Source organism: Rhizobium anhuiense bv. trifolii, from assembly GCF_024346605.1.
Taxonomy (GTDB): domain Bacteria; phylum Pseudomonadota; class Alphaproteobacteria; order Rhizobiales; family Rhizobiaceae; genus Rhizobium; species Rhizobium anhuiense.
Window position 1 is genome coordinate 1,621,387 of sequence record NZ_CP098803.1, and the last position, 15,331, is coordinate 1,636,717.

16 protein-coding genes are annotated in these 15,331 nt (G+C 62.5%); 10 read left to right on the plus strand and 6 right to left on the minus strand.

What is annotated here, in order from left to right; all coding sequences use genetic code 11:
- The first annotated feature begins 105 nt into the window (after nucleotides 1-105).
- The 4 genes from NE851_RS16635 to NE851_RS16650 all read left to right on the plus strand — a co-directional run bounded on the left by NE851_RS16635 (nucleotide 106) and on the right by NE851_RS16650 (nucleotide 2,802).
- Nucleotides 106-423: a co-chaperone GroES gene (locus NE851_RS16635; RefSeq protein WP_097623208.1), complete on the plus strand. Its 318-nt coding sequence runs from the start codon at nucleotides 106-108 to the stop codon at nucleotides 421-423.
- A gap of 47 nt (nucleotides 424-470) precedes the next feature.
- Nucleotides 471-2,105, plus strand: coding sequence for a chaperonin GroEL (groL, locus tag NE851_RS16640; protein ID WP_097623207.1), 1,635 nt, complete (start codon nucleotides 471-473; stop codon nucleotides 2,103-2,105).
- Between the two features lie 66 nt (nucleotides 2,106-2,171).
- Nucleotides 2,172-2,564, plus strand: coding sequence for a hypothetical protein (locus NE851_RS16645; RefSeq protein ID WP_047614341.1), 393 nt, complete (start codon nucleotides 2,172-2,174; stop codon nucleotides 2,562-2,564).
- 67 nt (nucleotides 2,565-2,631) lie between these two features.
- A complete protein-coding gene (locus NE851_RS16650) occupies nucleotides 2,632-2,802 on the plus strand; it encodes a hypothetical protein (RefSeq protein WP_176707420.1) in 171 nt (56 codons plus the stop codon).
- A gap of 27 nt (nucleotides 2,803-2,829) precedes the next feature.
- Here NE851_RS16650 and NE851_RS16655 read toward each other — a convergent pair whose 3' ends face one another.
- From NE851_RS16655 to NE851_RS16665, 3 genes are read right to left on the minus strand one after another with little or no spacing between them, the layout of a single operon-like run.
- The gene (locus tag NE851_RS16655; protein WP_097623206.1) at nucleotides 2,830-3,993 is read right to left on the minus strand and encodes a Gfo/Idh/MocA family protein; all 1,164 of its coding nucleotides are present in this window, start codon (nucleotides 3,991-3,993) and stop codon (nucleotides 2,830-2,832) included.
- Nucleotides 3,994-4,003: 10 nt separating this feature from the next.
- Nucleotides 4,004-4,927, minus strand: a complete 924-nt coding sequence (locus tag NE851_RS16660; RefSeq protein WP_097623205.1) for a TIM barrel protein — start codon at nucleotides 4,925-4,927, stop codon at nucleotides 4,004-4,006.
- Between the two features lie 32 nt (nucleotides 4,928-4,959).
- Nucleotides 4,960-5,874 (minus strand): sugar phosphate isomerase/epimerase family protein, encoded by a 915-nt coding sequence (locus NE851_RS16665; RefSeq protein ID WP_047614347.1) that lies wholly within the window; start codon nucleotides 5,872-5,874, stop codon nucleotides 4,960-4,962.
- A gap of 197 nt (nucleotides 5,875-6,071) precedes the next feature.
- Here NE851_RS16665 and NE851_RS16670 point away from each other — a divergent pair, with 197 nt between their 5' ends.
- Nucleotides 6,072-7,076, plus strand: a complete 1,005-nt coding sequence (locus NE851_RS16670; protein WP_097595718.1) for a LacI family DNA-binding transcriptional regulator — start codon at nucleotides 6,072-6,074, stop codon at nucleotides 7,074-7,076.
- A 38-nt stretch (nucleotides 7,077-7,114) separates the two neighbouring features.
- Here NE851_RS16670 and NE851_RS16675 read toward each other — a convergent pair whose 3' ends face one another.
- Both NE851_RS16675 and NE851_RS16680 read right to left on the minus strand, forming a co-directional pair.
- A complete protein-coding gene (locus NE851_RS16675) occupies nucleotides 7,115-8,020 on the minus strand; it encodes a S1C family serine protease (protein ID WP_063476672.1) in 906 nt (301 codons plus the stop codon).
- Nucleotides 8,021-8,144: 124 nt separating this feature from the next.
- Nucleotides 8,145-9,086 carry an AraC family transcriptional regulator gene (locus NE851_RS16680; protein WP_097542684.1) on the minus strand — a complete coding sequence of 314 codons (942 nt, stop codon included), beginning with the start codon at nucleotides 9,084-9,086 and terminating at the stop codon, nucleotides 8,145-8,147.
- Nucleotides 9,087-9,207: 121 nt separating this feature from the next.
- On the opposite strand from NE851_RS16680, the gene NE851_RS16685 reads away from it, so the two are divergent.
- The 3 genes from NE851_RS16685 (at nucleotide 9,208) to NE851_RS16695 (ending at nucleotide 12,619) form a co-directional block, all read left to right on the plus strand.
- Nucleotides 9,208-10,164 (plus strand): SDR family NAD(P)-dependent oxidoreductase, encoded by a 957-nt coding sequence (locus NE851_RS16685; protein ID WP_097623204.1) that lies wholly within the window; start codon nucleotides 9,208-9,210, stop codon nucleotides 10,162-10,164.
- Nucleotides 10,165-10,538: 374 nt separating this feature from the next.
- Nucleotides 10,539-11,942, plus strand: a complete 1,404-nt coding sequence (locus NE851_RS16690) for an aminotransferase-like domain-containing protein (protein ID WP_047614519.1) — start codon at nucleotides 10,539-10,541, stop codon at nucleotides 11,940-11,942.
- 308 nt (nucleotides 11,943-12,250) lie between these two features.
- Nucleotides 12,251-12,619 carry a DUF983 domain-containing protein gene (locus NE851_RS16695; protein ID WP_025554894.1) on the plus strand — a complete coding sequence of 123 codons (369 nt, stop codon included), beginning with the start codon at nucleotides 12,251-12,253 and terminating at the stop codon, nucleotides 12,617-12,619.
- Here NE851_RS16695 and NE851_RS16700 read toward each other — a convergent pair.
- Nucleotides 12,589-13,515, minus strand: a complete 927-nt coding sequence (locus NE851_RS16700) for a LysR substrate-binding domain-containing protein (protein ID WP_097623203.1) — start codon at nucleotides 13,513-13,515, stop codon at nucleotides 12,589-12,591. The genes NE851_RS16695 and NE851_RS16700 overlap by 31 nt on opposite strands.
- Before the next feature lie 143 nt (nucleotides 13,516-13,658).
- On the opposite strand from NE851_RS16700, the gene NE851_RS16705 reads away from it, so the two are divergent.
- Together NE851_RS16705 and NE851_RS16710 are read left to right on the plus strand one after the other, a co-directional pair.
- The gene (locus NE851_RS16705) at nucleotides 13,659-14,270 is read left to right on the plus strand and encodes a glutathione S-transferase family protein (protein WP_063476677.1); all 612 of its coding nucleotides are present in this window, start codon (nucleotides 13,659-13,661) and stop codon (nucleotides 14,268-14,270) included.
- A gap of 60 nt (nucleotides 14,271-14,330) precedes the next feature.
- Nucleotides 14,331-15,263 (plus strand): pyridoxamine 5'-phosphate oxidase family protein, encoded by a 933-nt coding sequence (locus NE851_RS16710; RefSeq protein ID WP_097623202.1) that lies wholly within the window; start codon nucleotides 14,331-14,333, stop codon nucleotides 15,261-15,263.
- Nucleotides 15,264-15,331 lie beyond the last annotated feature (68 nt).

Consider the following 15,331-nt stretch of genomic DNA (forward strand, 5'->3'; position numbering starts at 1 on the left):
TTTTTCATGCGTGAATAATATTTATTGGCACTCCTATCAATCGAGTGCCACGGGTGCTATTTATGTGTTGCAGCCGCCATATGCGCCGGCAGCAGAAAGACCTCTATGAAATTCCGTTCACTTCACGACCGCGTCGTCATTCGACGTGCGGAAGGCGATGTCAAATCCAAGGGCGGGATCATCATTCCAGACGCCGCCAAGGAAAAGCCGCAGGAAGGCGACGTGGTCGCAGTCGGCCCGGGCCTGCGCGACAACAACGGTAATCTGATCCCGCTCGACGTTAAGGTCGGTGATCGCATTCTGTTCGGAAAATGGTCGGGGGCAGAGGTCACGATCGAGGGCGAGATCCTTCTGATCATGAAGGAGACCGACATCATGGGCATCGTCGAAAAGATCGGAGTGGCCTCTCAAAAGGCCGCCTGATCGACCGCATTCCGATCCGTATCTCAAGACCGAACTGGACCAATATTATGTCTGCCAAGGAAATCAGATTCTCCACCGATGCACGCGATCGCCTGCTGCGCGGCGTCGAATTGCTCAACAATGCCGTCAAGGTCACGCTTGGCCCCAAGGGCCGCAACGTCGTCATCGACAAGGCCTATGGCGCACCGCGTATCACCAAGGATGGCGTCACTGTCGCCAAGGAAGTCGAGCTAGCCGACAAGTTCGAGAACATGGGCGCGCAAATGGTGCGCGAGGTGGCGTCGAAGACCAATGATCTTGCCGGCGACGGCACGACGACGGCGACGGTGCTCGCGGCCTCCATCTTTCGTGAAGGCGCAAAGCTCGTCGCTGCCGGCATGAATCCCATGGATCTCAGGCGCGGCATCGATCTCGGCGTCGTTGCGGTGGTCAAGGAGATCCAGGCGCGGGCGAGGAAAGTCAAATCGTCAGGCGAGATCGCCCAGGTCGGCACCATTGCCGCCAATGGCGACGTCAGCGTCGGCGAGATGATCGCCAAGGCGATGGACAAGGTCGGCAATGAGGGCGTCATCACCGTTGAGGAGGCGCGCACCGCCGAGACCGAACTCGACGTCGTCGAGGGCATGCAGTTCGACCGTGGCTACCTCTCACCCTATTTCGTTACCAATGCCGAGAAGATGCGCGTGGAACTGGAGGACCCCTATATCCTCCTTCACGAGAAGAAACTCGGCAGCCTTCAGGCGATGCTGCCAATTTTGGAAGCCGTCGTGCAGACCGGCAAACCGCTTCTGCTCATCTCCGAGGATGTCGAAGGCGAGGCGTTGGCGACGCTGGTCGTCAACAAGCTGCGCGGCGGCCTGAAGGTCGCGGCCGTCAAGGCGCCGGGCTTCGGCGACCGCCGCAAGGCCATGCTGGAAGATATTGCCGTGCTGACATCAGGCCAGATGATTTCCGAGGATCTCGGCATCAAGCTCGAAAACGTCACGCTCGATATGCTCGGCCGCGCCAAGCGCGTGCTGATCGAGAAGGAGAGCACCACGATCATCGACGGTTCCGGCGAGAAAGCGGCCATCCAGGCGCGCATCCAGCAGATCAAGGCGCAGATCGAGGAGACCACCTCCGACTACGACAAGGAAAAGCTGCAGGAACGCCTGGCGAAACTGGCCGGCGGCGTCGCAGTCATCCGTGTCGGCGGTGCGACCGAGACGGAGGTCAAGGAAAAGAAGGACCGCATCGACGACGCGCTGAACGCGACCCGTGCGGCGGTCGAAGAGGGCATCGTGCCGGGCGGCGGCGTGGCACTGTTGCGCGCGAAGTCGGCGCTGACGGGTTTGACCGGCGAGAACGCCGACGTGACGGCCGGCATCTCGATCGTGCTCAGGGCGCTTGAAGCCCCGATCCGGCAGATCGCCGACAATGCCGGGTTCGAAGGCTCCATCGTCGTCGGAAAACTCGCCGGCAGCAATGATCACAATCAGGGCTTCGACGCACAGACGGAGACCTATGTCGATATGATCGAGGCCGGCATCGTCGATCCGGCCAAGGTCGTACGCACCGCTCTGCAGGACGCCGGCTCGATTGCGGCGCTTCTGATCACCGCCGAGGTGATGATCGCCGACATTCCCGCAAGAGACTCTGCCCCGGCAGCCGGAAATGGCGGCATGGGCGATATGGGATACTGAGGCCAGCCTGAACCGGTCCGGCGTCGCCGGACGGCGCAACCCGAACAGTAGACAGGGAGAATTCCAATGTCCGTGCAGAGCAGCAGCAAGACATCGATTACCCAGCGTTTCGACAATTACCAGCCATCCAAGACGCTTCTCGTCTGGGCCTGCGTCGTCACGGCGATCGCCACGATGATCATCGGCTTCAGCTGGGGAGGCTGGGTCACAGGCGGCACGTCAAGCAAAGCGGCAGCCGCCGCCGGCGATACCGCACGCGGAGAATTGGCGTCGGCCATTTGCGTCGAGCGCTTCAAGGCGGCGCCGGATGCGAGCGCTAAACTGATCGAGTTCAAAGCGCTTAACGATGGCTACAAGCAGCGTCAGTTTGTCGAGGCGGGCGGCTGGGCAACCATGCCTGGGCAGACCTCGTCCGACAGCCGAAGTGTTCAAGGCTGCGCCACTGCGCTTGCCGTCTGACACCGTTCTTCCAGAGCGCTCCGATATATCTGCGGAGCGCTCCCACTGTTGAAGCAGGAAATGACCCATGATCCGCTTTGAAAAAAAGAGCGACCCGCAGCCAGCCGCAGACGACGCCGGCGGCGAAAGCCTCAAGAAAGTCCCTGAGGCATCAGCCGACGGGCAGAAAAAAGCCGCCAACGACAGCACGCGTCGCCGCGCGCCGCGGGCGGCGGAAGATGACGACCGGCTTATCTGAGCATAGCGTCACACCGCGGTTGACGGCCTAGCGATAATCCAGCCAGACCCCGCCGGCGTCGGCGGACCGCACGCAGTTTTCCACCCAGCGCACCCCTTCCAGCCCGGCATCGACATCGGGAAAGACCAGATCTTCAATGCCCGCCGGCGCGAGGCCGCGCGCTCTGTTGATGGCAAAGCCGAAGCGACGGTAGAGGTTTGCCCAGGCTTCGAAAAGGCCTTCCGGATGGCCGCCGCCGATGCGGTCGTCGATCCTGGCCTCGGGATAGAGATAGTCCATGCCGCGCTCGAGAATGCGGGCGGGTTCCCCCTGGATTTCGTAGGAGAGCTGGTTCGGCCGCTCATCCCACCATTCGATGCTGGCCTTCGAGCCCACGATGCGGATCTTCTGGCCGTGCATGGAGCCGGCATTGACGGCGCTCGACCAGATGGTGGCGATCGCGCCATTGTCGTATTCCATCAGGGTCACCGCATTGTCCTCCAGCGGCGCGCGGCTTTTGACGAAGCTCTGGCGGGTGCAGAGGAGGCGGCTGATCTTGAGGTGCGGCAGAATGACCTTGGCAATGTAGAGCGGATGGGTTCCGACGTCGCCGAGGACATAGCTGGGGCCCGCGAATTTCGGATCGACACGCCAGCGCGTCGACGGGTTCTGCTCCTCCACCGCGGCACTGTGGAAGCCGTGCGCAAATTGCAGGTTGACGATGCGGATCTCACCGAGATCGCCATTCCTGACCATGGCGCGCGCCTGCTCGATCATCTGATGGCCGGCATAGCCATAGGTCACGCCGACGATCCGGCCGCGCGCTTTTGAAAGCGCCTTCAACTCCTCGGCTTCGGCGATGGTAAAGCAGAGCGGCTTTTCGCAGATCACATGCAGATCATGTTCGAGAGCTGCCTTGCAGATCGCGAAATGAGTGTTGTTGGGTGTTGCGATCGACACCGCCTCGATACCGTCGGCGCGTGCGGCTTCGGCGGCAAACATCGCTGCATAGTCCGGGTAGCTCCGGGCTGCGTCGAGTCCGAGATCGAGACCGAAGGCGTGACCGCGCTCGGGATCGATATCGAAGGCGCCCGCCGCAAGGGCAAAGACGTCGTCGCGATGCGCCGCCGAGCGATGAATATAGCCGATCTGGCTGCCTTTGCCGCCGCCGACCATGCCCCAGCGGATCGGCTTTCGCCTGTCATTCGTCATAGTGTTTTCCCTAAAAACCAACGGACCTGAGGTAATCGCGGCTTTGCTTCACATCGTCGAGGCTGCCGGCGACATTCCTCGGATCGCGCTCCTGCTCGACGGTGATGAAGCCGTGATAACCGATCTCCTCGAGCGTCCGCTTGACGGCGGGGTAGTCGATGATGCCGCGGCCGATCGGGCACATCACGCCCTGTCCGCAGGCCTCGAAGAAGCGGATCCTTTCACCGAGCACGCGGTCGAAGACGGCCTGGTCGATATCCTTGAAATGGACGTAGTCGAGCCGGTCGGCATAGCGGCGCAGCGTCTCCACCGGGTCCATGCCGGCATAATAAGTATGGCCGGTGTCAAGGCAGAATCCTGCGACTGCCTGCGGAATGTCACCCGCCACCCGCTCGATCTCGTCGGCGAATTCGATATAGCCGCCCGCATGCGGATGGATGACGGCGCGAACGCCGTATTTGCGCTGAGCAAGTTCGGCGATCGCCGTGATATTGGCGATCATCCCGGCCCAGGCCTTGTCGTCGAGGCGCGGCGCACGATCGGAATGGCCGGCGGCATAGTCTCGCTCGTCATGGCCCCAGTCCATGACCGTGAGATAGGGCGTCCTGAACCGCTGGCCCGCCACCTGTTCCGGCTGCGGCAGCCGGGTGATCACGGCGCAGATTTCGTCGGTCTGCCGCAGCAATGTCTCCCGATTGTCGGCGGAGACCAGATCGTCGAAGATCGTGCCGGCGACGATGAACAGATTGCGTTCGGCAAGCGCCTTGGCGACCAGCGCATCATCGAGCGGCACGTAGCCGTAGGGCCCGAGCTCAAGGCCGCCATAGCCGGCGGCGGCGGCCTCGTCGAAGACGCGCTCCCAGCCGGGAAGGTTTGGATTGTTGACGTCATCAACGCCCCAGCAGCAGGGGGCCGTCGTAATCGTGATGGTCACGGTTCTGTTCCTGATAGTGGTGATCTCGAGGGTCAGCCGCGTTTCCCGGGCCAGTATTTGTCGACATATTTCTGGATTTCGGCGCGCATGAAGCGGCCGGATTCATCGGCGCGGTCTTCCCAGCCGAAGACGCAGGCGGTGATGATGCCGTCGAAGCCGACAGCGGCGAGCGAGGAGAAGAACACATCCCAGTTGATCTCGCCCTGGTACATATCCATGTGCTGATGGATCGTCACCTTGGCGCCCGGCGGGTTGATGATGTAGCGCAGCCCTGACGACGCCTTGTGATTATAGGTATCGGCCACATGCACATGGGCGATCAGCGGGCCGGCATCGCGGATCATCCGCGCCATGTCGTCACCGAAATAGAAAGTATGCGGCGCGCAATAGAGGAACTTGACGTTCTTCGAGCCGATGGTCTTCAGCATGTCGATCGCCGGATGCAGCGTTTCGCACCAGTCTTCCGGATGCGGCTCCATGTTGAGCGTGACACCCTCGCGCTCGAACACCGGAACGAGCTCTTCCATCGAGCGCCACCAGGCTGCCTCGCTGTGCTCGTGGGTGTGCATGCCGCCGCAGCAGTTGGAGCGGTGGCTGCGATCCGGTGACGGGCCGCGGCCGAATTCCGAGTTCATCGTATCGCAGCCCATTTCGGCCGCGATTTCGATCGCTTCCTTCCAGTAGCGCACCGCCGCCTGCCGCTCATCCTCATGCGGGCTCGCCCAACGATACATCGGCAGCAGCGAGGCGAGCTGGACGCCATGATCCTTCAGCGCAGCCTTGAATTCCGCGATGCGTTCCTTGTGTGCCCGCGGGCGCACCCACCAGGGCAGAAAATCGTCACGCGGCGAAAGCTCGATATGCTCATAGCCGAGCTCCGCCGCCTTGCGGCAGAGGTCGTTGAGGTTGAGGTGACGGTGCATATGCGGGTCGAGTGCGATCTTCATCTGGTTCCTCCGTCATCCCCAGCCATCGCCAGCGGACGCTCCTTGATCTCGTTTCATGCTTCCGGTGCTCCTCCCGGATTGCCGCCACGATACTGCCGCGGCGCCTCGATATTCCAATGCTTCGATGATCAAATTTGATCATTGACCGTGCGAAGCGCGGATGCTCTGCTGTGTCAGCTTTGGGAGTGAATAAGCCTGTGACGAAGGTGACTTTGAAGGATGTGGCCCGGGAAGCCGGCGTCGGCACCGCGACGGTGGAGCGCGTCCTCAATAATCGCGGCGGCGTTCGGCCGGAGACGGTGGAGAAGGTGTTTCTAGCGGCAAGACGGCTTGAATACCGGCAAAGCCTGCCGGTCGCCCATCGCGGCCTGATCCGGATCGAGGTGATCCTGGTTCGCCCGGAGACCAGCTTCTATTCGCGCCTGAACCGGGCGTTCGAGCGCATCGCCGCCTCGCTCGACGACAGCATCGTCGTTCACCGCACCTTCGTGCGCGAGAACGAGCCGGCGCAATTTGCCCGCTATATCGCCAACCCGACGGCCCGCCGGTCGGCGCTGATCGTGGTCGCGCCCGACCATGCCGATGTCGTCACCAGCGTGCGGAAGGCGGCCGGTCTCGGCATTCCCGTCGTCCAGATCATGACCCGTCCGGCCCCCGAACTGCCCTATGTCGGTATCGACAATTACGCCGCCGGCCGCACCGCCGCCCATTACATGTCGGGCATGCTGGCGCAGCGCCCCGGCTCCTTCGTCGCTCTCTGCCATAGCGGCGCCTATGAGAACCATAAGGAGCGGATCCGTGGCTTCTCCGCCTATCTCTCGGACCATGCTTCAAACGAGCATCGTTTCATCGAAGTCATGTTCGATCTCGACGACGAGCACAATGCCATCGAACTGCTGCAAGCGGCGTTGAGGCGGGAGCCCGGCATCATCGGCGTCTATAGCGCCGGCGGCGACAACAAGGGCGTTGCCAGGGTGCTCGCGGCCAACAAGGCCGGGCGGCCCTTCTGGGTCGGCCACGAATTGACCGGGCAGACGCAGGACTATCTCCGCCGTGGTATCATGTCGATCGTGCTCGATCAGGCGCCGGAGGTCCAGGCGAGGCGTTCGATAGACCTTGCCCTGAACAGGCTTGGTCTCATCGAGGTGGAAGTCAGCGCCGAGCCAGTGCGCTTCCTGACGATCACGCGGGAAAATCTTTGAGGTGGATGTAATCGGCGTTTTGGGGCGCCGGCGCGCCCCTATTGCAACTGAGGCTTCTTGAGAAAGCTGTTGCGGTCGGCGGACTTGATGCGCAGCCAGGCTTCCCGGCCGTTCCTGAGGACCCGCATGGGGATCTCGGCGCCGGCGGGACCGCTGCTCCATAGCTTGCGGTAGAAATCGGCCAGGCCGTCGACCTCCTCGTCGCGGATCTCCGAGATGATATCGCCCTGCCGCAGGCCCGCCTGGGCGGCCGGACCGCCTTCGGCCACGCTCATCACCACCACGCCGCCATTGCTCTCGGCGGAGAAGGCACCGAGCCAGGGCCGCGGCGGCTTGTTGACCTGGCCCCGGTTCAACAGATCGTCGAGGATCGGCGGTAAAAGGTCGATCGGCACGACCATGTTAATATCGGCGACCTCGTCGCCCTGGCTCATCTGCAGGCGAAGCGAACCGATGCCGAGAAGTTTGCCGTCCGAACCGATCAGGGCTGCGCCGCCCCATGAGGGATGGGCCGGTGCGGTGAAAATCGCCTCGTCCAGCAGATATTCCCAGTAGCCGGCGAATTCCTGCCGGGCGACGATGTTTGCCTGGACGAATTCTCCGATCCCATCGGCGAGCACGACGGGATCGCCGGGCTTGGCCGTGGCCGCGTCGCCGAGATCCACCGCCGGCGCATTCAGCGGGCCAAGCGCCTGCACCAGGCCGAAGCCGCTCTCCTGATCGTAGGCAAGCGCATGGGCGGGAACGACGCGCCCGTCATGGGTCGTGAGCCATACTTCTTCAGCCTCGGTGATGAGATAACCGATGGTCAGCACCAGCCCGTTGTCGCGAATGACCACGCCGCTGCCCTCCCGGACAGTGCCCAGCGTCTGCGCTGTGAAGGCATCTTCCGGAATGGAGGAACGGACGGCCACGACTGACCGCAGAATCGGATCGATATTCATGCTTTCATCCCGATGGGCGCCGGAGCATTCTTCCTTGAATAGGTAAGAGAATGAACGGCGGGTGCAAGGCCGTATCGGACGGAATTTCGGCAGGCCAACGCTGATGCCTGCACCAATCAAGGTTTCACTGAGCGCCGAGACTATCTCGCATGGCTCCAGGCGGTTGAGCGCGGCCATATTGCCGCGGCGAGCATCCCATCACTCTCTTGAAAGCAGTGCTGAATGCGCTTTCGGATTCATAGCCGAGCGACAGGGCGACACCGGCGATTGCTTCAGCCGAGTTCGTCAATCGGTCACCTGCGAGAAGCATGCGCCAGCGCGTCAAATAATCCATCGGGGCAAGCCCGACCTTTTCCTTGAAGTGAAGAGCAAAACTCGACCGGGACATCGAGGCCCGTTCAGCCAGCGACTGCAAGGTCCACTTGCGGGCCGGATCGGCGTGCACCGCACGGATAGCCGCACCGATCCGCCGGTCGGCAAGCGCGAAAAGCCAGCCGACGCCGCGCGCATTCGGCGATGCGATATGGAGGCGCAATACCTGCATGAGCATGACATGAGCAAAATGCTCCGCCATCAGAAAGCCACCCGGCTGCTGGTCACGCAATTCGCGCGTCATCCGATCGAGACACCAGCGCAGCACGGCGGCATGATCGGAATCCTTCTTCACATGGACGATCGGCGGCAGGATTCCGAGAAGGATGTCCGAATTTCCTCCCGAAAAGGAAAAACGGCTGCCGATCAGGAAGAAATCGCCGCCGCCGCCGCAAGTTGCAATCCCATCGCGGGCGATCGAATAGATCGCATCGGACGGGATCGGTTCGAGAGTCGGATCGCTGGCGAGACGAAAGGCTCGGCGGCTCGTCAGCAGAAAGCAGTCGCTTTCCTCGAGGCGGACAGCTTCGGGGACGCCATCGACGCTCAGCCAGCACCCGCCTGATATCACCGCGTTGAACTTGATGCCATCAGGGGGCGGAAAATCGATCGCCCAAGCACCGCCAGCGTCAAGCCCCGCGGAAACATAGCTGCGCGGTTTGAGCAGTGCGAGAACATCGGATAATGGGTCCATGAAGAAATCCGGACGATGGCGAAGAGATAATGGACTCTAACGCATAGATCGTCTGGAGGCCACGCCTTATTCTCGCAGCCGTCGTACCGAGCGACGGCAACACGGAACAAGGGTAATTATCATGAATGACAAACAAGTCCCCATCGGCTCCGGATTTGGAGCCTACACGACTGCCGACGAGGTTCTGGCCGGTCTCGATCTTTCCGGCAAGCGCGCCATCGTCACCGGTGGCCATTCCGGCCTCGGGCTCGAGGCCACACGGGCTCTGGCGGGCGCGGGCGCTAAGGTGATCATCGGCGCAAGGAGCATCGAGGCGGCGCGCAGCGCGGTCGCCGGCATCGATGGCGTAGAGATTGATCGGATCGACCTTTCCGACCTCGAAAGCGTTCGCGTCTTTGCCGAGCGGTTCGTCGCGTCTGGCCGCAGCATCGATATGGTGATCAACAGCGCCGGCATCATGGCCTGCCCGGAAACGCGCGTCGGCGACGGATGGGAGGCACAGTTCGCGACCAACCATCTCGGCCATTTTGCCTTGGTCAATCGCCTTTGGCCGGCAATCTCGCGCGGCGCTCGCATCGTTTCGGTTTCCTCCGGTGGCCATCGCAACTCCGCCATACGATGGGAGGATATGCAATTCGAGACCGGTTACGACAAATGGCGGGCCTACGGCCAGTCGAAGACTGCCAACGCACTTTTCGCCGTGCATCTGGACAGGCTCGGGCGCGACAGCGGCATCCGCGCCTTCTCGCTGCACCCGGGCAAGATTTTTACCCCCTTGCAGCGCCATCTCGCAAAGGAGGAAATGGTCAGTGCCGGCTGGATCGATGCGGACGGCAATCCGATGGATCCGACGTTCAAGACGCCATCCCAGGGGGCCGCCACGCAGGTCTGGGCGGCGACCTCGCCGCAACTCGACGGTATGGGAGGCCTCTATTGCGAGGACTGCGATATCGCCATCCGCGCAACGGATGGAGAACCCGGCGGTGTCAGCGACCATGCAGCCGATGCCGAGGAGGCAGCGCGCCTATGGATCCTGTCGGCAAGGTTGACCGGCATTGACGCTTTCGCGGCGGCCTGAAGCCATAGCTCGCGGCAAACCCTCGTCAATGCGTGCTGAGACGCTGCCGATTGTCTTGCCGTCCTCGTGGCTCACCCGGGACTACTCGGGTGAAAGCCCGATCAACTCGATCCGCAGCGCCTCGCCGGGGCGGATGTTGCCGGAAAAGAGATCCCGCGGTGGATGACGGCTGACGTGCCAGATTGTATTTGCGCAAATAGCAGTCAAATCCGGCGACACTCCGTCATTAAAACGTATCAAGGAGTGCGCAAAAGCTGCGCCATACCGGCCAGCGTCGCTTCCCCAACTTGGCGCGCGACATTTTTCGTGACAGCGGCATTGTGCAACAATATACCGTCAATCTCATCAGGAATCAGACTGACACGGATCACGACATGAAAGACTGGCATCCCGATCTCAGCCGCAGCAGCAGTCCTCGTTATATGGCGATCGCCGACGTGATCGAAATGGATTTGCGCAGCGGGCATTTGGTGGTTGGGGACCGGCTGCCGCCGCAACGTGAACTCGCCAAGCGGCTGAATGTCGATTTCACGACGGTAGCCAGAGGTTATGTCGAGGCGCAGAAGCGCGGGCTGGTGGATTCGCATGTCGGCCGCGGCACCTTCGTCACCGGTGGCGCCGACAAGGAGCGCCAGGGTTTTGCGCCCGACGCCGCGCCCGATCCCCGCCGCGCCTCCGTCGTCGATTTCTCGATGAACATGCCGCCGGAGCCGGATGACCCGGAACTGATTGCCCGCATGCGCGAGGGCATGTCGGCGGTGGCGGCGAGCCTCATTCCGCTGCTGCGCTATCAGGGTTTCGGCGGCTCCAGCATGGACAAGGAGGCTGCAGCCTCCTGGCTCAGCCGTCGCGGGCTGGTGCCGTCGCAGGAGCGGATCTTCGTCACGCCAGGCGCCCATCCGGCCCTGCTGGCGATTTTTGGTCTGCTGGCAAAACCCGGCGAAACCGTGCTTTCGGAAGTCATCACCTATCCCGGCATGCGCTCGATCGCCGCCCAGCTGCGGCTCAATCTGACCGGCCTGCCGATGGACGAGGACGGTATCCTGCCCGACGCCTTTGCCGAGGCCTGCGAGAGATTGAAGCCGAAGGCGCTTTATCTCAATCCGACGCTGCAGAACCCGACGACGCTGACCATCCCGGTCAGGCGGCGCGAGGAAATCTGCGCCGTTGCCCGCAAATATCACGTGCCGATTGTCGAAGACGATGCCTACGGCTTCATTCCGCAGCAAGGTCCGGCGCCGCTCGCGGCAACAGCGCCTGATCTGACCTGGCATATTGGCGGACTGGCAAAATGCATCGGTGCGGGCCTGCGCCTTGCCTATGTCGTGGCGCCCGACAGCAAGGCCGTATGGCCCTTCGTCAGCGCCATGCGCGCCAACAACGTCATGGCCTCGCCGCTGACCGTGGCGCTCGCCACCCGCTGGATCGAGGATGGCACCGCCGATACGATCCTGCGCTTCATCCGTGCCGAGGCCGCCGCCCGCCAGCAGATGGTCGCCACCATCCTGCCTGCCGGCAGCTACCGCGCCGATCCGATCAGTTTCAACATCTGGCTGCCGCTTTCCAACGGCTGGACCCGCTCCACCTTCGGCAGCCATACCCGCTCCTCCGGCATCGGCGTCGTAGCAAGCGATGCCTTCACGGTGGAGGGCACGGCGCCCGAGGCGGTGCGCGTCTGCCTCGGCGGACCGATCACCCGGGAGAAGTTGCAGGGCGCGCTGGAATTCATGGCCCATGCGCTGGAAGGCCCGCCCGAGATGGCGGCCTCGTTCTTCTGACGTTCAAGCGTTGCGGCTGAACCTACCGGGCGCATCCGAAAGCCGGAAGGGTCACCCATCAAATCCGCCGCGACTCGAACCGTTCGGGATGGCCGAATGCGGCCGCTGCATTCGGTGCGCTCCCGTTATGGCGCCGCTTTGATCTCCATTTTCATGTTTGCCGTTGATCAGCCCCGGCCAGTCGGCAGGAAACCTGCGGCATTCTGACGAGTTGACTGGTAATGCATTTGCAATGTAACTATATTGAATGCATTCAATGTGCGGAATTGATGGAATCAATGTTCCGCGCCAGATAGGACGAGGTCATCATGGACACCGAATATCCGCCACTTCCTCCGATACAGACCGGCATCAGGGGACGCTGCCCGCGTTGCGGCGAGGGGCATATGTTCAAGGGCTTTCTGACGCTGCAGCCGCAATGCGAGGTCTGCGGCCTCGATTATTCCTTTGCCGATCCGGCTGACGGCCCGGCCTTCTTCGTCATCTGCTTCGCCTGCATTCCGAGCGTGCTGCTTGGCGTCTGGCTGGAGGTGGCCTTTTCGGCGCCGATCTGGGTGCAGCTTCTGGTCACCGGCCCCTTCATGCTCGCCACCTGCATTCCGCCGCTGCGGCCACTGAAGGGCTGGCTGGTCGCCAGCCAGTATTTCTACAAGGCGGAGGAGGGCAAGCTCGCCTGAGACTTGTTCAGCGTCGCGCGCAGCCGCGGCGTTGCGAAATCGAGCAGCGCCCGCAATTTCAGCGGCACCAGCCCCTGCGCGGGATAGACGAGATGCACCGGCGCCGGCGGCGGTTCGAAATCTTGGAGCAGCGGCACCAGCAGGCCGGCCATCTCGGCGCGTGCGGCCTGGTAGGAGAGCACGCGGGTGATGCCGAGACCGGCGACGGCCGCATCGACCGCGGCTTCGGCGGTGTTGACGGCAAGCCGCGAATGGACCGGCACGGTGAGATCGCGTTTCCCTTCAGTGAAGGTCCAGCTCAGCGCCGAGGCCATGCCCTCGAAGGTGACGCAGTCATGCGCGGCGAGATCGCCTGGATGCCGGGGCAGGGCCTGCCGCAAGAGATAATCGGGGCTGGCATAGACCGTGCGGCGGATCGCGCCGAGCCTTGTGGCGATCAGGTTGCTGTCCGGCAGGTTGCCGATCCGGAGCGCCACGTCGATATGATCCTCGACGAGGTTCGACAGCCTGTCGCCGAGCATTAGCTGCAGATTGATATCGGGATAGGCTTTCAGGAAATCCACCACGACGGGCAGGACATGCAGCCGCCCGAAGACGATCGGCGCGGTCATCGTCAACTCGCCTTTCGGCGCACTGTATTCGCCGGCAGCAGTCCGTTCCGCTTCTTCCACCCGGTCGAGAATTTCCCGCGCCGCCTCGACATAGGAGCGGCCCGCTTCTGTCAGCGTGATCTTCCGGTTGCTCCTCTGCAGCAGCTGGGCGTTGAGATGGGCTTCCAGGTCCGAAACCTTGCGGCTGACGGTTGCGAGTGGGGATCGCAGATGCCGTGAGGCGGCCGACAGGCTGCCCTGTTCGACAACGGCGAGAAGCACGGTCATGGCGTCGAGGCGGTCCATCCTATCCTTCCATGAATTGGGAGTATGCCTTCCAGATTAGCATTCTACTGTAGTCAGATGGAAGGCAGTAAATTGGCCGCAGATGGTTTCGAAACGGCCATCGCTATCGCGTCCCGTCGATCAGGAAGACCAAAGGAACCATCATGAAACTCTACCATCACCCGCTTTCCGGCCATTCGCACCGGGCCCATTTGTTCCTGTCGCTGCTTGGCGTGCCCTATGAACTGGTCGAGGTCGACATGGCGGCGGGCGCCCACAAGGCGCCGGGTTTCCTGAAGCTCAATCCCTTTGGCCAGGTGCCGGTCCTTGACGACAATGGCACGGTCATTGCCGATTCCTCTGCCATTCTCGTCTATCTCGCACGCAAATACGGCCGCACTGACTGGCTGCCGGAAGAGGCGGTGGCCGCGGCGCGGATACAGAAATGGCTCTCGGTTGCGGCAGGCGAGATCGCCTACGGACCATGTGCTGCACGCCTGGTCACCGTCTTCGGCGCCGACTTCCGCACCGACGAGGTGATCGCCCGGGCGCATCGCATTCTGGCGCTGATCGAGGCGGAACTCGACGGCCGCAATTTCCTGCTCGGCGGCAATCCTGTGATCGCGGACATCGCGCTCTACAGCTACATTGCCAATGCGCCGGAGGGCAATGTCGATATCTCGGCCTATCCAAACGTCCGTGCCTGGCTTGCGCGCATCGAGGCGCTGCCGGGCTTCGTCGGCTTTCGCAAGACCAAGATCGGCCTTGCCGCATAAGATCCTCCGGGGCGGATCACCGTCCCGGTTTCCCAAACCATGCCCGCAAGGAGACCCGTGATGCTGGAGCAGACAAGACAGGACGCGCCGTCACCCTGGCATGAAGGTGAACTCGCCATGCAGCGCAGCGTCGGCGTCGTCGAGCGCATGGACGGGCCGGGACGCAATTTCCTCCGCAAGGCCATGCCGGAGCAGCACCGCGCCTTCTTTCCGATGCTGCCCTTTATCGTGCTCGGCGCGGTCGATGCCAAGGGGGACGTCTGGGCGACGGTGCGGGCTGGGCACCCGGGTTTCTTGGTCTCGCCGGAGCCGGAGATCCTTGATGTCAGCCTGGCGCGCGACCCGGCCGATCCTGCCGACGCCGGCATGGAGGATGGCGATGCGATCGCGATGCTCGGCATCCAGCTCGAGACCCGGCGGCGCAATCGGCTGAACGGTGTGATCCGCAGGGCGGATGCCGGAACTTTCCACGTGCGCGTCGGCCAGAGTTTCGGCAATTGCCCGCAATATATCCAGCCTCGCTCTTCCGCCTTTGTCCGCGATCCCGATCTAGCCACAGCGATACCGCCGCTTCATTCCGGCCAGCTCGACGATCGGGCGCGGCGGATGGTCGAGGGAGCCGATACGTTCTTTGTCGCCTCCTATGTCGATCGCAACAATGGTGAACGGCAGGTGGACGTGTCGCATCGCGGCGGCTACGCCGGCTTTATCGATGTCGGCGCCGATGGCGTGCTGACTATTCCCGATTTTCCCGGCAATCGGTTCTTCAACACGCTTGGCAATTTCCTCGTCAATCCGAAGGCGGGGTTGGCCTTCGTCGATTTCGCAACCGGCGACATGCTGCAGATGACGGGAAGAGCCGAGGTGCTTCTGGAGTCCCCTGAGATTGCCGCCTTTCCACGGGCGGAACGGCTGTGGCGTTTCACGCCCGAAGCGGTCGTGCTTCGCCCGGATGCCCTGCCGCTGCGCTGGAGCCTGCCTCGCGACCTCTGAGGGGAAACACCGTTTCGTCCCACCTTGCCAATCATTGTACCGATCGGTACAATGAAACCATTCAGTAC

What these genes read in the sequence shown, in the direction of transcription:
- NE851_RS16635 (WP_097623208.1), top strand. Translation starts at nt 106, where the DNA reads ATGAAATTCCGTTCACTTCACGACCGCGTCGTCATTCGACGTGCGGAA.
- groL (WP_097623207.1), top strand. Translation starts at nt 471, where the DNA reads ATGTCTGCCAAGGAAATCAGATTCTCCACCGATGCACGCGATCGCCTG.
- NE851_RS16645 (WP_047614341.1), top strand. Translation starts at nt 2,172, where the DNA reads ATGTCCGTGCAGAGCAGCAGCAAGACATCGATTACCCAGCGTTTCGAC.
- NE851_RS16650 (WP_176707420.1), top strand. Translation starts at nt 2,632, where the DNA reads ATGATCCGCTTTGAAAAAAAGAGCGACCCGCAGCCAGCCGCAGACGAC.
- NE851_RS16655 (WP_097623206.1), bottom strand. Translation starts at nt 3,993, where the DNA reads ATGACGAATGACAGGCGAAAGCCGATCCGCTGGGGCATGGTCGGCGGC.
- NE851_RS16665 (WP_047614347.1), bottom strand. Translation starts at nt 5,874, where the DNA reads ATGAAGATCGCACTCGACCCGCATATGCACCGTCACCTCAACCTCAAC.
- NE851_RS16675 (WP_063476672.1), bottom strand. Translation starts at nt 8,020, where the DNA reads ATGAATATCGATCCGATTCTGCGGTCAGTCGTGGCCGTCCGTTCCTCC.
- NE851_RS16680 (WP_097542684.1), bottom strand. Translation starts at nt 9,086, where the DNA reads ATGGACCCATTATCCGATGTTCTCGCACTGCTCAAACCGCGCAGCTAT.
- NE851_RS16685 (WP_097623204.1), top strand. Translation starts at nt 9,208, where the DNA reads ATGAATGACAAACAAGTCCCCATCGGCTCCGGATTTGGAGCCTACACG.
- NE851_RS16690 (WP_047614519.1), top strand. Translation starts at nt 10,539, where the DNA reads ATGAAAGACTGGCATCCCGATCTCAGCCGCAGCAGCAGTCCTCGTTAT.
- NE851_RS16695 (WP_025554894.1), top strand. Translation starts at nt 12,251, where the DNA reads ATGGACACCGAATATCCGCCACTTCCTCCGATACAGACCGGCATCAGG.
- NE851_RS16700 (WP_097623203.1), bottom strand. Translation starts at nt 13,515, where the DNA reads ATGGACCGCCTCGACGCCATGACCGTGCTTCTCGCCGTTGTCGAACAG.
- NE851_RS16705 (WP_063476677.1), top strand. Translation starts at nt 13,659, where the DNA reads ATGAAACTCTACCATCACCCGCTTTCCGGCCATTCGCACCGGGCCCAT.
- NE851_RS16710 (WP_097623202.1), top strand. Translation starts at nt 14,331, where the DNA reads ATGCTGGAGCAGACAAGACAGGACGCGCCGTCACCCTGGCATGAAGGT.